The 12,678-nt window shown below is 36.6% G+C and carries 19 protein-coding genes; 18 read left to right on the top strand and 1 reads right to left on the bottom strand.

All coding sequences use genetic code 11. The features are described 5' to 3' along the window. The first annotated feature begins 2 nt into the window (after window positions 1-2). From NXG62_RS06510 to NXG62_RS06440, 15 genes are all read left to right on the top strand, one after another. Window positions 3-326 (top strand): hypothetical protein, encoded by a 324-nt coding sequence (locus tag NXG62_RS06510; RefSeq protein ID WP_427114134.1) that lies wholly within the window; start codon window positions 3-5, stop codon window positions 324-326. A gap of 4 nt (window positions 327-330) precedes the next feature. After that, a complete protein-coding gene (locus NXG62_RS06505) occupies window positions 331-747 on the top strand; it encodes a hypothetical protein (RefSeq protein WP_427114133.1) in 417 nt (138 codons plus the stop codon). Continuing rightward, entirely contained in the window at window positions 740-1,846 is a 1,107-nt protein-coding gene (locus NXG62_RS06500; protein WP_427114132.1) for a hypothetical protein, read from the top strand. The genes NXG62_RS06505 and NXG62_RS06500 overlap by 8 nt, the downstream gene beginning before the upstream one ends. Window positions 1,847-1,857: 11 nt before the next feature. Then, window positions 1,858-2,166 carry a hypothetical protein gene (locus tag NXG62_RS06495; RefSeq protein ID WP_048513584.1) on the top strand — a complete coding sequence of 103 codons (309 nt, stop codon included), beginning with the start codon at window positions 1,858-1,860 and terminating at the stop codon, window positions 2,164-2,166. A gap of 48 nt (window positions 2,167-2,214) precedes the next feature. Beyond that, entirely contained in the window at window positions 2,215-2,742 is a 528-nt protein-coding gene (locus tag NXG62_RS06490) for a gp53-like domain-containing protein (RefSeq protein ID WP_427114130.1), read from the top strand. Between the two features lie 284 nt (window positions 2,743-3,026). Further along, window positions 3,027-3,473, top strand: coding sequence for a hypothetical protein (locus tag NXG62_RS06485; protein ID WP_427114129.1), 447 nt, complete (start codon window positions 3,027-3,029; stop codon window positions 3,471-3,473). Beyond that, window positions 3,466-3,618, top strand: a complete 153-nt coding sequence (locus tag NXG62_RS06480; protein WP_427114128.1) for a hypothetical protein — start codon at window positions 3,466-3,468, stop codon at window positions 3,616-3,618. The genes NXG62_RS06485 and NXG62_RS06480 overlap by 8 nt, the downstream gene beginning before the upstream one ends. Next, window positions 3,615-4,064 (top strand): phage holin family protein, encoded by a 450-nt coding sequence (locus NXG62_RS06475; protein ID WP_427114127.1) that lies wholly within the window; start codon window positions 3,615-3,617, stop codon window positions 4,062-4,064. Before NXG62_RS06480 ends, NXG62_RS06475 begins: the two co-directional genes overlap by 4 nt. Beyond that, the gene (locus tag NXG62_RS06470; protein WP_427114126.1) at window positions 4,064-4,618 is read left to right on the top strand and encodes an N-acetylmuramoyl-L-alanine amidase family protein; all 555 of its coding nucleotides are present in this window, start codon (window positions 4,064-4,066) and stop codon (window positions 4,616-4,618) included. Before NXG62_RS06475 ends, NXG62_RS06470 begins: the two co-directional genes overlap by 1 nt. 97 nt (window positions 4,619-4,715) lie before the next feature. Further along, on the top strand, window positions 4,716-4,997 hold the full coding sequence (locus NXG62_RS06465; RefSeq protein ID WP_427114125.1) for a hypothetical protein: 282 nt from the start codon (window positions 4,716-4,718) through the stop codon (window positions 4,995-4,997). A 293-nt stretch (window positions 4,998-5,290) separates the two neighbouring features. Continuing rightward, window positions 5,291-5,797 (top strand): transposase, encoded by a 507-nt coding sequence (locus NXG62_RS06460; protein WP_427114124.1) that lies wholly within the window; start codon window positions 5,291-5,293, stop codon window positions 5,795-5,797. A 203-nt stretch (window positions 5,798-6,000) separates the two neighbouring features. After that, window positions 6,001-6,567: a hypothetical protein gene (locus NXG62_RS06455; protein WP_427114123.1), complete on the top strand. Its 567-nt coding sequence runs from the start codon at window positions 6,001-6,003 to the stop codon at window positions 6,565-6,567. 176 nt (window positions 6,568-6,743) lie between these two features. Continuing rightward, entirely contained in the window at window positions 6,744-6,974 is a 231-nt protein-coding gene (locus NXG62_RS06450) for an ABC-three component system middle component 6 (RefSeq protein WP_427114122.1), read from the top strand. After that, on the top strand, window positions 6,965-8,629 hold the full coding sequence (locus NXG62_RS06445) for a DUF2326 domain-containing protein (RefSeq protein WP_427114121.1): 1,665 nt from the start codon (window positions 6,965-6,967) through the stop codon (window positions 8,627-8,629). The genes NXG62_RS06450 and NXG62_RS06445 overlap by 10 nt, the downstream gene beginning before the upstream one ends. A 146-nt stretch (window positions 8,630-8,775) precedes the next feature. Beyond that, window positions 8,776-9,456, top strand: a complete 681-nt coding sequence (locus NXG62_RS06440) for a DNA-methyltransferase (protein WP_427114120.1) — start codon at window positions 8,776-8,778, stop codon at window positions 9,454-9,456. 149 nt (window positions 9,457-9,605) lie between these two features. On the opposite strand, the gene NXG62_RS06435 is transcribed toward NXG62_RS06440, so the two are convergent. Then, complete coding sequence (locus NXG62_RS06435) at window positions 9,606-10,028, bottom strand: hypothetical protein (protein ID WP_427114119.1); 423 nt, start codon at window positions 10,026-10,028, stop codon at window positions 9,606-9,608. 776 nt (window positions 10,029-10,804) lie between these two features. Here NXG62_RS06435 and NXG62_RS06430 point away from each other — a divergent pair. The 3 genes from NXG62_RS06430 to tatC all read left to right on the top strand — a co-directional run bounded on the left by NXG62_RS06430 (window position 10,805) and on the right by tatC (window position 12,429). After that, complete coding sequence (locus NXG62_RS06430; RefSeq protein ID WP_427114118.1) at window positions 10,805-11,308, top strand: nitroreductase family protein; 504 nt, start codon at window positions 10,805-10,807, stop codon at window positions 11,306-11,308. 142 nt (window positions 11,309-11,450) lie between these two features. After that, window positions 11,451-11,681 (top strand): twin-arginine translocase TatA/TatE family subunit, encoded by a 231-nt coding sequence (gene tatA / locus NXG62_RS06425; protein WP_427114117.1) that lies wholly within the window; start codon window positions 11,451-11,453, stop codon window positions 11,679-11,681. Window positions 11,682-11,691: 10 nt separating this feature from the next. Further along, on the top strand, window positions 11,692-12,429 hold the full coding sequence (gene tatC / locus NXG62_RS06420; RefSeq protein ID WP_427114116.1) for a twin-arginine translocase subunit TatC: 738 nt from the start codon (window positions 11,692-11,694) through the stop codon (window positions 12,427-12,429). Window positions 12,430-12,678: the final 249 nt, after the last annotated feature.

The following is a 12,678-nucleotide window of genomic DNA, read 5'->3' as shown; positions in this document are numbered from 1 at the left end:
ATATGTTAAAAACAATTAATAATTGCATCTATCATACCCGGGGTGATACGGGAACTGTTGCGTTTGCGCCTACAGTAGATGGGGTTCTGATAGAAAAATACACGGCAACGTTCACGGCGAAAAAAACGTTTGACGATGAGGTTCCTGTATTGCAAAAAACAGTGAATTCCGGAATGGTTACGTTTGAGCATGACGACACCAATACGTTGGCATATGGCACCTACGTATATGATATTGAAGTGCAGTATACGGATGAATATGGCAAGGCACAAGTCAAAACGTTTGGACCGTATAACTACTATGTCAGGCCGGATGTAACGAGGTGAGTATATGTCAGACTTACAAGGAGATTTGAAAGAAACAGCTGCTTCTTTATCGGTTGCTATTATTTCTGGTGGTAGTGTAGACGCCAGCTTGGGAGCAGTTGCCAAGGGTGATAAAGGCGATAAGGGGGACAAAGGTGATACCGGCAATGTAGGAGCCGATGGGAAAAGCGCCTATGCGGTTGCCGTGGATCATGGATTTGTCGGCACGGAAGCAGAATGGCTGAAACGTATTGAAAATGTAAGACAAGTTCAATATGCTGACATTTATTCGTTTCCCAAAGTCGGCAATCCAGATATTGTCTATATCGCAACAAAGGAAAATGCAACGTACCGGTGGGACGATGATAGTTTGAAATATTATTGTGTCGGCCGGGATTTTAACGCTATTGAATATATTTCAGGAGGTAATGCAAATGGCTAATAATGCAGTAGTGGCAAGGTTGACAGCACGGGCTGATACAGCAGCTAATTTCGCAACGTCTAATTTGGTTCTGCTGGCAGCGGAATTTGCGTATGAGACAGACACTAAAAAACTTAAATTCGGAGATGGTGTCACGGCATATAGTTCGCTCCCTTATTTTACAGGATCCATTGAAAGCGCGCTGGCAAGTTGTATGAAGATATCGGACTATAAAGGCAGTGCGGATGGTGTTGTGAAGACTGCAGATAAACTGGCGACAGCACGGACGATTAACGGCGTATCCTTTGACGGTACGGGAAATATCACCATTTCTGATAGTGATAAGATTCCTACATCACAAAAAGGCGTGGCTAACGGTGTGGCCACATTGGACAGTTCCGGGCAGGTGCCATCCAGCCAACTGCCAAGTTATGTGGATGATATTATTGAGGGCTATTACTACAGCGGAAAATTTTATAAAGAATCAACACACGTCACGGTCATAACCGGTGAGGGCGGGAAAATTTATATTGATATCAGTTCGACAGCAGATGCAAAGGCTTGTGAATATCGGTGGAGTGGTACTGCCTATGTTTCCGTTTCTAATCCATTGGATATCGCCAGTCAAGCGGAAGCAACGGCGGGTACGGATAATACGAAAGCCATGACACCCTTGCGTACAGAACAGGCTATTACGGCCAAAGGATATATAACCTCTGACACGGCTGCAAGTACATATGAACCGAAGATTGCAACAAAGAATTCCGCATTTAATGCCAGTTTGGCAACCGTTATGCCGGCAACGGAAACAGTCGGTGATGCCGGGGCTATCGGTACCAGTGCCTCTGTTGCAAGAGCCGATCATAAACATCCGATGCCGGCCAGTATGCCTCCTAGTGGTTCAGCCGGCGGAGATTTGACGGGATCGTACCCGAATCCGACCATTGGTGCTGGCAAGGTGTCCACGACTAAAATTGCTGACGGATCCGTCACAGCGGCCAAAATTGCCGATGGCGCTATCACCGATGCGAAAATGGCAGCTGCCAGTCTATCTACATCAAAATTATTTGTCCCATCCGGAGATGTCCTTATACTTGATGGTGGATCCGCCTCTACGTAGGAGGTATCGGTATGTCGATTATTCGAGTTAAAGGACGATTAGAAACGGCAACAGGAACGGCTGCAGAGTGGGCGGCAAGTAACAAAGTGCTTCTAAATGGCGAACTTGGGATAGAAACGGATACAAAGTATGTAAAATGCGGCGATGGAAGTACGGCATGGAATGATCTGGAATATATCCGGTGCCCGTCTGATGTGACTTGTTCCGTACAGGCATCGGCGGGATCGTCCGTGTGGATTGAAGTGCCATGGGAAAACGTCTATATCGCCAATACATCCCCGACCGGAACCGACGTAAATGTCATAGAAATTACAACGTAGCAGACTTAAGCGGGTCTGCTTTTTTGATATTTGAAAGGAGTACGTACTATGTCCGTATTAAAATCAATTTTCCATCGGTACAATAAAACAACGTCATCTTATGATACGTTACATCCGGAAACAGAACATGCCCAGGTAACAGATTTTGGGCAGGGCGTGATTGCACATCTTGCCAGCAATGTATTAGCAAGTACGATCAGCAGTATTACTTCAGATAGTCTCATGGCCAAGCTGGTGAAACTGGTATTTAATGCCACGGGGGTGCAGTATAATATCGCACAAAACGGGTATGTTAAATTCGGCGATTTATTTGGCGGCCTAATTATACAGTGGGGAAGTACTTCATGCGAAACTAATAACCATGTTGCACAAATATTACCGATTACGTTTACTGATTGGGCCTGGCCAGTATGTACTGACTTTTATACTGATGACGGAAATTTTCCGCAGTCTATAATCGGAGCCAGAATCATTAATTTATCAACGTTGGAAGCACGCGGAAGAGGTATCAGTGGATTAGGGACCATAATAACAAATTCAATCCCTACATTCAGTTTTATAGTAATTGGACGGTAATGTTCAATATGGGCCGGGAGCCAGCGATGATATAATTCTGCAAATGTAACTTTATGGCCTGGAAGGGAGCGATGATAATGGATTTTGTTATAATCTGCCTGATAAATTTCCGCGTCCACTTGGTTGGTAAAATATTCCACCGGCTTTTGTCGTCCGTCTTCAGACACGCAAAAAACAAACGGCCGCCGCCGGTTGCCGGATAATTTTTTGATGCTGCCGTAGCCGTTAGGCTTACGCATAGTATCACACACCTTTTTTATTTTAATTATACAGGAGATGGAAGTATGAGTTTTGCAAGTAACGTTAACTATTATGTATGTGCGTTTGACAGCGCCGGGAAGCGCATAGGATGCGATATATCCTCTTGCGGGCCGGATGACGGCAAAGCGGCAGATATAATAGCCAGTGCCAAAAACAAGTTTACGGACGCGGCTGTGGTTGAGATTCTGACCGCGGATATTTACAATCAATATCTTGCCGGATATGTGCGGGATATGACGAGCGGGAAACCAATTGAGTATATAGCCCCAGAACCTACGGCAGCAGAAAAGAAAGCATCACAAGCATCTGTGGTGGCGGCCAAGTATGAACCGCAGATTGTAGAGCTAAAAGATGCATTGGCTACGGCTACATTGGCTGGAGATACAGCAACCGTGACGGAATTACAAACAGAATATACAGAGTTAATGGCCGCTTATACGGCAGAATTGGAGGCGATTAATAATGGCTAGATGTAAATTTTGCGGTAAAAAATTGGATGATGCTGGATATTGTACCAATGAAAAATGCCCGGAATCAATCCGGGCAAAAATTATGCAAGCTGCAGCACAAGAAGAAACTGTTAAAAATATAACTACAACGGAGGAAACTAAATGATCGAAGTGATTGTAAATTTTTTTCGAGGGATGGCCCCAGTCCACACTGAAATTGAATGGGGTACTGCCGTGTCAGTTGCGGGCACGGTATTTACTTTTTTGATTGGATGGAACAGTATTATTGAAGCTCTTATTGTAGCCATGGCGATTGATTATATTACAGGAGTTTTGGCGGCCTACATCAATCCAAACCTGGCACTAAACAGCCAAAAAGGATTTAAAGGTATTTGTAAGAAAATTGTTGTATTGTTGTTAGTTGCTCTTGCTCACGAATTAGATAAAGCCACAGGACAGCCGGTTATGCAATCTGTTGTCGTGTGGTTTTTTATTGGGAACGAGGGATTGTCCATTCTCGAAAATGCAGGGAAAGCAGGCTTACCGATTCCACAAAAACTACGTGATACCTTAGAGCAACTGGCGTGTGAAAAGAAAGGGGATCAGAAGTAATGAAAGTATTTATTAATCCAGGGCACGATATTGATTATGACAGTGGGGCCGTGAATCCGAATTCAGGCTTGCGGGAATGTGATGTTGCTGCCAGAGTGGGGGATCGTGTAAAAGGGTACTTGGAGGCAGCCGGTTGTGAAGTGCAGCTGCTGCAGAGCGATAATCTCTATTACGACAGTCAGTATGCGGATCGTCCTGTTGCTGTATGTGCAGAGGCAAATGATTGGTCGGCAGACGTATTTATAAGTATTCATTGTAATGCTGCCAATACGCAGGCCCGTGGAACGGAAGTCGAATGCTATGACAGGAATGACGCTGGAGGGCAATTGGCACAATGCATTCAGTCTCAGATCATCAATAGCATAGGTACCGTTGATCGCGGTGTAAAGGAAATGCCTGGGCTTATCGTTATTAAGCATACGGATATGCCGGCGTGCCTTGTTGAAATGGCATTTATTGACAATGATGCCGATGCACAGTTGTTGGTAGACTACGAGGACGATTTTGCCCGTGCGATTGCCAGAGGCATTACCGATTATGAATGCACGCTGTAATACGGCATTGTGCATAAAAGTATCAAGAATAAGTTTGGCCAAACACGTTTTGTAACTATTTTATGAATTTTAGTGTATATAAAAGGAGAAATCAATTATGACAAAAGAAGAAATTTTGAACACAGTAGTAACGGAAGTAACCTCTTTAGCTAAAGACCAGGCAACATCTTTATTGGGTAGTTTGAGCGTAGACGAATTGACACCCTTGGTACAGGCCCAGATTAAAACCATCACGGATCCTTTGGAAGCAGAGATCAGCACGACGTCCAGCGTGTGGGTAAAAATCCGTAATCGTTTGTACGTTACGGCAATCAACAACGCTGTGACTTCCATTGTGGCAAGTATTCAAGCGGGATTAGTGGATTTGGTAAAAGAATAAAATATAAGATAAAATGATAAATAAGCCGGGCTGCTCAGTAGATGAGTGGTCCGGTTTTTTTCTTTTTAACACTTTTACCCAAACCATGCGCTAGAAATTTTTTTCTAAAAATTTGTATAATTGAATTTTTTCTATTGACTTTTTTGTTTTTGCTGTCCTCTTTAGGGGAAAATATGTTATAATAATGCAAATATACTATGCTGCTAGAATAAAAATAGTACAAGCCAAAATGAGAAAACCCTATACATGAAACCATGATACAATAGAAGTATCAGGAACGGGAGGAACTTATCATGGCGAAGCACTTTGATAAACAATTATTAGACCAACCGGTGGTTATTCATTCGGATCGCGGCAGCGCTTACGTTTCGCGGGAGTATATACGAGCTACGAAAAACATGCAACGCAGTTATTCCAAAAAAGCGTTTCCTTGGGATAATGCCTGCATTGAGTCTTTTCATTCGTTGATTAAACGGGAATGGCTGAATCGGTTCCGGATCCGAGATTATCAACATGCGTATACGTTAGTGTTTGAATACTTGGAAACGTTTTACAATACGGTACGGATTCACAGTCATTGCGATTACATGTCGCCAGACGAATATGAAAAATTGTATCAGCAGTGTCAGAAAAAGATGCCTTGTTGGCAAGTTAAACCGAGGATACATTTCTCATTTTATTTTGTACTAAATATTGACATAGGACCACTACAGAATTATGTGTGCATGGTTTATAGGTGGAGTGTATCTATTTATAAAAAAACAGAGAGGGTTATATATGGATATTTTAAAGGATGTTAATACGGTGATATCAATAGTTGCTGGAATTGGGAGTATTATTATGTTCTTTTTGAGTCGGCGTCAAAAGAACAAATGTTTAGCAATACAGAATAAAATAGAACTGATATTTAATAAAAATTCGACCATTACAAGTCAAGATAGTTTTAACATTGAAAATGTAGGAAAATTCGATAATCGTAAATCAGTGAAATAGGGGCAGAAAAATGAGTGATACATTTAATATTGATAATGTGAAAACTTTGATTACCGATGCTACTACAATGGAAGTTTCTGATATTAGTAAAATAATTATTAAAATGGTGGATATCAAAAATGATATAAATCGCATTAAACAAAAAAAGACACAAGCGTATACTATAGATGATAAAATAATATTAAATTGTTTTTCTAATAATTTACAACATAAAATTAAAAAATGTTTTATTGATTCGTACAACATTGTAGAAGATGCTATAGACGAGATTGGCAATTTAGAAGCATCTATTAGAAGTGACTTATATGATTATTATTGGGAAACATATATAGACGTATTAACTGATTTACATATTGATATTGAAAATGAACAATGTATTAAGGACCATTCGGATAAAATATATAATCGTATAATTGAAATTATAAGCGCCCAAATTTTTAATAACAGACAATCAGACATAGAAACTAATAAAAAAATTACGTATTTAAATTCTATTACAGCATATGTATTTTATGAATGTAAAATTTTAATACCGATTGAGACATCTAAAAGAAGCGGAACTCTCGATAAAACATAACGAGAAAACATTATAAGCTTTGAAAATAAAAACTATCATTATTTTTAATGTATTCGGCTGATTCGAATAGAGTACTATGCGATTTTATAGTATTTACTCGGCTTAATAAATACATTAGCAATATTATTCCGGTAATTCAGGAAAAAGTAATTTGATTTAAAGAGGGGTTTTGCTTTATGATTGTTGATTATGAAAATAGTCCTAAAAATTCCATATTATATTCAGGAAGTATTATACTAACATATTTTGAAAGTCATCAATGTAGTATTACATTTGATAGGTTATATCAATATTGTAAAAATCAAAAGATGGAATACTCTATCTTTATTTTGACAATTGATTGGTTGTTTCTAATTGGAGTTATTAAAGAAATTAATAAAAAAAATGAGGTGGTATTATGCAACTAATAAAGTTAGAAGTTATTAAATCTACCACCAATGAGATTATCCGAACTATATCATTTAATAAAACTGGACTGTCTTTAATTGTTGATAAAACTAATAAAATCAATAGTGGTAGTAATATTGGTAAAACCACAGCAGTAAAAGTTATAGACCTTTGTTTGGGGGCACGGTCAGTATCTAGTTTATATAAGGAAAAAGATACTGGAGAAAATATAATTGTTGGACAATTTTTGGAAGATTACAAAGTTATTGCAATATTAACTTGTAAAATTGGTAATAAAAAACATGTTTTTAAACGATCACTATATAAAAATGGTACATATGAAATAGATGGCGAAGCTGTTAACAACTTACAAATATATTGTTGTAAACTTAATAGTATTGTCTTTGATAATAAAAATAATGTGCCTACATTACGCCAATTAATTTCTAAGTTTATACGGTTAGATAACGCTAATGAAGCGGCATTGTTAAAATTTCTAGGAACTTACCCAAAAAATTATAAATATCAGGCGGTGTATAACTATTTATTTGGTATTGATAATACAAAATCAGAAAATGTCAATATTTTAGAGGAAAATGAAAAAATTGATAAGGATATTGAGGCTATTTATAGAAAAAATTCAATATCTTCATTAACTGAATTTGAAACTAAAATTAACTTAATGACAGAGGAAATTGATAAGTTTAAAAAAGCGTATGCTGAAGTAACAGTTGTTGATGATTATGCCACTAAAATAAATGAAAATCAGCTTCTATTATCCAATATACAGAAGTTAGAACTTAAATATGCACGACTTCGATTGAAACAAGATTTGATGAAAGCAAAAATAGAAAGAGAAAAGGAAAATTTTTTTTCAGTTGATATAAAAATGTTGAAAGAATTATATGCAGAAACTAAGTTGCATTTAAGTGAATCACTATATGATTTTAATGATTTGACAAATTTTCATAATAGTATGGTAAATAAAAGAATAGAAATGCTACAAGATACGTTAAATGAAATAACGAAAGAAACACAACAATTAGCACTAAAACTTCAAGAACAGAGAAAAATTTATGAGAGTAAGTATGTGTCTTTTAATGTTGTATTGAAAGACAAATTTGAAGAAAAATATAATGAGTTTGTCACAAATAAAATCAAACTTGAAACCTATATTAGCGATTATCAATATGTTAAACAACAAAAAGAAATTGAAAACAATAATATTAGAAATAAACTAATTAAGAACGATAATTCTGAGAAAAGAAGTGAAATTATAGAACGATTAAATTTTTATTTTAAACGTTTAACGCATAACATAATCGGAGAAAGTTATGCAATTGTTTTTGATGCTAAAGAGGATTCTTTTCCTATAAAAATAGTTGGATTAAATGGTAAACCCGGTACCGGAATAAAAAAAGCAATGATTACTTGTTTTGACATGGCACATATAGATTTAATAATCGAAAAAAAATATCATATGCCTACTTTCCTTATTCACGATAAAATGGAGAATATTGATTTAATGGAGTTGACGAAAATTGTTGATGAAGGTAGAAATTTCTCAGGGCAGTATATTATTCCAATATTGAGTGACCGAATAGCGCGATTAGGTATAAAGGATGATGAAGTAGTATTATCTTTATCCGCTAAAGATAAATTTTTTAGAATTTAATTCAAATCATTTTATACAGAACAAATGTTTGCCTTATAACCACCATCATGATACAATAATACTGGACTAGTCAAAATCTATTATTGTGAGGTGGTTGTACGAACGAACGATTTTTAAATCAAATTATATGTGGTGATTCAATCGAATTGCTGCAGCAGCTTGAAGATAATTCCGTGGATGCTGTTATTACAGATCCACCATACTGCAGCGGTGGTCAAACAGCAAATGCGCGAGCGCAAACGCCATCCAGTAAGTACGAACAATCGGGAAATAAAATTGTCCATCGACCGGATTTTGCCGGTGATACCATGGATCAGCGGTCGTGGTTGCATTGGTGTACGATGTGGATCAATGATTGTCAACGTATTCTTAAGCCAGAAGGATACTTCCTTATGTTTACTGATTGGCGGCAAATGCCGACGGCTTCCGATGTTCTGCAGATGGGTGGCTTGATATGGCGTGGGATTGTTTCATGGAATAAAGGACTTGGGGCGAGAGCCCCGCATAAGGGCTATTTTAGGCATCAATGTGAATACATTGTGTGGGGCACAAACGGGAAGTGTTCACATGCCAAACATGCAGGTCCGTATCCCGGGTGTTTTGACTTCCCGGTAAGGCAGAAAGACAAATTTCATTTGACCGGTAAGCCGACACCATTCATGGAAGAGCTTGTCCAGATCGTTCCGGAAGATTCCGTAATTCTAGATCCGTTTGCCGGCAGCGGTACGACTTGTATTGCAGCAAAAAAACATGGCCGGCAGTACATTGGTTTTGAAAAGACGGCAGTGTATTATGATGTGGCTGAACAAAGGATGATGGATGTATAAATTATAAAAAACAATTTATTTTTTCTTTATAATCTATATTGTTTAATAGGACAGTTTAAAACTAATATGCTAAAATAATTATAATAAAAATGAAAGCGCTAAAGCATTAATGGATCATGCTTTAGCGCTTCTTTTTGTAAATTACCTTTTTATTTAGTTACGGCAACGATATTAATATTGATATCGTATGTTCTTTTTTGTTCATCAAACTTAGAGTATATAGAAGCTGTTTTAAAGTACTGTAAATTTAACGATTTGTTAAATTTATCCGTTTCATCGAACAGTTTAAAATATCCAAAACAATTCATGATATAAGATGCCATTAGTCCTATTATTTGTTTATGATGATTATTATTAAAATCCATTTTTGCTGCACTTTCTAATTTTTCTACCCCTTTAATGCAACCTTCCAGTGCTGGCAACCCGTTTTTGGTAGAAATAATCATGGATGTGATATTTATGGGTTTTATCAGATAATCAAAAATTACTTTTCCATTAGTTAGAGACAGGACGGTGCTTACCCTTTTTCCAGGACTTGATAATAAAAACTCACTGTATGATAATGAATTCATAATAAAACCTCCTTAACAAAAAAACAATACATTTAAATTTAAACCTATTATAATAAAAGGGTTTAAATTTGTCAAGAGCAATAATATCATAAAAACACAATATATTATTCATGACTCGGACTTGCAAAAATTATATGATCAATGTAGCTGAAAAGAGAATAGCGGATGTATGAGAAAATGGTTGCTTTGAGAAAAGATGTTTTTACAATTATATACATTAAATTGTTGAATTAACTTGGTTTGAGGGGGTGCTTTATTTGACAACATTTTGACAACAGGTGTCCCCAAAATATAGAGAAATATAGTTTTTTATCCATGTATAAGAATGGCTCTATTAAGCTGTTTGGGCGTTAAATAGCCATTTATAAAATAACTATTTTGTAACTCAAAATCAGGCGGGTAACACCGTGTGGGTTCAAGTCCCACCCCCGGCACCAATATAAATGGATATGTGTTGCGGGACACAATATATGTAAAAATATCTTAGCGTCCAAAAACGATTCATTCTATGTAAGATAGAAAAATTATTTTTCCTGCTATAACCGTTTTGCATTTTAAAAAGCGAAAGTCTGATAATATGGCATATGATCAGAAGAAATTTTAATGATAAACGTTGCTAAATAACCTGTAATCATTATAGTTATATATAAAAGAAACAAATAAATTTTTCATGTTTTTTATATAATAAAACTATTACAACTTACAAAAAATGAAGTTATTATTCTGATTTTTTATTTATTATGATATAATAAAGTCATTCAGAAGGGGCTGAGAGTGTGGAAGAGATTTTTAAGCGAACGAGTGTTAGATCTTATGAAGATATTCCTGTTGAAGATGAAAAAATAGAAAAATTATTACGGGCAGCTATGGCAGCACCTTCGGACGGTAATCAACAACCGTGGGAATTTTATGTTGTCAGAGACCGAAGACTGTTGGAAGGATTGGCACAGTGCAGTCCGTATGCGAATTGTGTTCGCAATGCTCCGGTGGCAATCGTAGCTTGCTATAGTGAAAAAAAGCTGCGTTTTAAGTCTTTTGCTGATATTGATATGAGTGCAGCTGTCGAAAACATTTTGTTGGAAGCGGTATATTTAGGATTGGGTGCTGTATGGCTTGGGGTTTCTCCTATACGGATGCGTATGCAGTTTGTTAAACGTCTGATGGGCATTCCTGAAGAATTACAACCTTTTGCTATCATTCCTTTTGGGTATGCAAAAAATGTGAAAGATCCCCGATTAAAGGAAGACCGCTTTGATCCGACACGAATTCACTATTTATAGGCCATGTGGAGCTCTTGTAATCAATGCAGGAGCTTTCTTACTGTATTGCAACTGTTTTTGACTGTATTTTACTGGAAAATTTATTTTGTAGGAAGTTGGAAATATATGACTGTTGTGCAGTATAAAGAATGGAGGAATTACAATGTTCAATATTGGTATGAGTGAATTGATATTAATTTTAGTAATTGCGTTAATTGTATTTGGCCCGGGAAAACTTCCGGAAGTGAGTAAGGCATTGGGAAAAAGTTTGCAGGAATTTCGTAAAGCTTCCAGCGAAGTTACGGAAGATGTAAAAAAACAACCTGTTGATGTAGAAAAAGTGGTAGAACAAAAGGAAACACCATCAGAAACTATATCTAAAGATAAACAGTGAGGTAGATAGCATGAGTCAATCCCCTGAAGAAAATCAAGAAGTTTTGCAGGATGGGGAAGAAACGATGTCTCTTATCAGTCATTTGCAGGAATTTCGCCGGCGTCTTATCATTTGTATTGCTGCATTGTTTATTGCTAGTTCTGTCAGCTATATGTATGCGGAGGAATTGATAAAAATAATTTCCAAGCCTGTGGGAATGCTTTATTTTATGAATCCCGCCGAGGTGTTTTTTACGTATTTGAAAATTTCTGTTTTTGCCGGGTTCCTTATTTCACTTCCTGTTTTGGTATATCAGCTTTGGAAATTTATTGTACCGGCCTTTACTCGGTCGGAACGCCGATTGGCATTGTTTTTAACGCCTGCCTTTGTTGTGTTATTTTATGCGGGAATTGTTTTCTCCTATATATTTGTTCTTCCTGCAGGAGTGCGCTTTTTTTTGGGATTTGCTACAGATAGCTTGCAACCTATGTTTTCTTTGGGTTCATATTTATCTTTTGTTATTTCCTTTATATTTCCTTTCGGCATCGTGTTTGAAATGCCGTTATGCCTGGTTATTTTAGCTAAAATGGGGTTTGTTGGTTCGGCTTTTTTACGGCGTAAAAGAAAAATATGTATTCTTCTTTCTTTTGTTTTTGCCGCGGTTATTTCTCCGACACCGGATATATTTTCTCAAACAATGATTGCGGTACCTATGTTGCTTTTATATGAAATTAGTATTATTTTGATACGGTATATTTTAAAAAAATAGCAATGACGGTTATCCAAACAGAGATTTATGGAAGAAAGAGTCTCTGTTTGTTTTTTTTTCGTAAAAATACATGAATACAATGTATAAATAATTATATATTTTTTTCATTATTATTTTTAACTAAAATTAACAATTTTAATATTTTATATGTAATAATTTGTAATAAAAAATATATATGAGAATTACCAAAATAAATTAAGAAAATATACGAATATTTAGAAAACTATAAGCGCTTGCTTGCTCTGTGTT

This window comes from Megasphaera sueciensis, from assembly GCF_050219315.1.
GTDB lineage: Bacteria > Bacillota > Negativicutes > Veillonellales > Megasphaeraceae > Megasphaera_A > Megasphaera_A sueciensis.
This window is presented reverse-complemented; position numbering and strand designations above follow the sequence as displayed.

Bases quoted from the DNA above. Each gene is read 5' to 3' on its own strand.
- tatA (WP_427114117.1), top strand. From the start codon at position 11,451: ATGTTCAATATTGGTATGAGTGAATTGATATTAATTTTAGTAATTGCG.
- NXG62_RS06480 (WP_427114128.1), top strand. From the start codon at position 3,466: ATGGCTAGATGTAAATTTTGCGGTAAAAAATTGGATGATGCTGGATAT.
- NXG62_RS06495 (WP_048513584.1), top strand. From the start codon at position 1,858: ATGTCGATTATTCGAGTTAAAGGACGATTAGAAACGGCAACAGGAACG.
- NXG62_RS06470 (WP_427114126.1), top strand. From the start codon at position 4,064: ATGAAAGTATTTATTAATCCAGGGCACGATATTGATTATGACAGTGGG.
- NXG62_RS06450 (WP_427114122.1), top strand. From the start codon at position 6,744: ATGATTGTTGATTATGAAAATAGTCCTAAAAATTCCATATTATATTCA.
- NXG62_RS06485 (WP_427114129.1), top strand. From the start codon at position 3,027: ATGAGTTTTGCAAGTAACGTTAACTATTATGTATGTGCGTTTGACAGC.
- NXG62_RS06505 (WP_427114133.1), top strand. From the start codon at position 331: ATGTCAGACTTACAAGGAGATTTGAAAGAAACAGCTGCTTCTTTATCG.
- NXG62_RS06475 (WP_427114127.1), top strand. From the start codon at position 3,615: ATGATCGAAGTGATTGTAAATTTTTTTCGAGGGATGGCCCCAGTCCAC.
- NXG62_RS06490 (WP_427114130.1), top strand. From the start codon at position 2,215: ATGTCCGTATTAAAATCAATTTTCCATCGGTACAATAAAACAACGTCA.
- NXG62_RS06445 (WP_427114121.1), top strand. From the start codon at position 6,965: ATGCAACTAATAAAGTTAGAAGTTATTAAATCTACCACCAATGAGATT.
- NXG62_RS06465 (WP_427114125.1), top strand. From the start codon at position 4,716: ATGACAAAAGAAGAAATTTTGAACACAGTAGTAACGGAAGTAACCTCT.
- NXG62_RS06510 (WP_427114134.1), top strand. From the start codon at position 3: ATGTTAAAAACAATTAATAATTGCATCTATCATACCCGGGGTGATACG.
- NXG62_RS06460 (WP_427114124.1), top strand. From the start codon at position 5,291: ATGGCGAAGCACTTTGATAAACAATTATTAGACCAACCGGTGGTTATT.
- NXG62_RS06455 (WP_427114123.1), top strand. From the start codon at position 6,001: ATGAGTGATACATTTAATATTGATAATGTGAAAACTTTGATTACCGAT.
- tatC (WP_427114116.1), top strand. From the start codon at position 11,692: ATGAGTCAATCCCCTGAAGAAAATCAAGAAGTTTTGCAGGATGGGGAA.
- NXG62_RS06435 (WP_427114119.1), bottom strand. From the start codon at position 10,028: ATGAATTCATTATCATACAGTGAGTTTTTATTATCAAGTCCTGGAAAA.
- NXG62_RS06500 (WP_427114132.1), top strand. From the start codon at position 740: ATGGCTAATAATGCAGTAGTGGCAAGGTTGACAGCACGGGCTGATACA.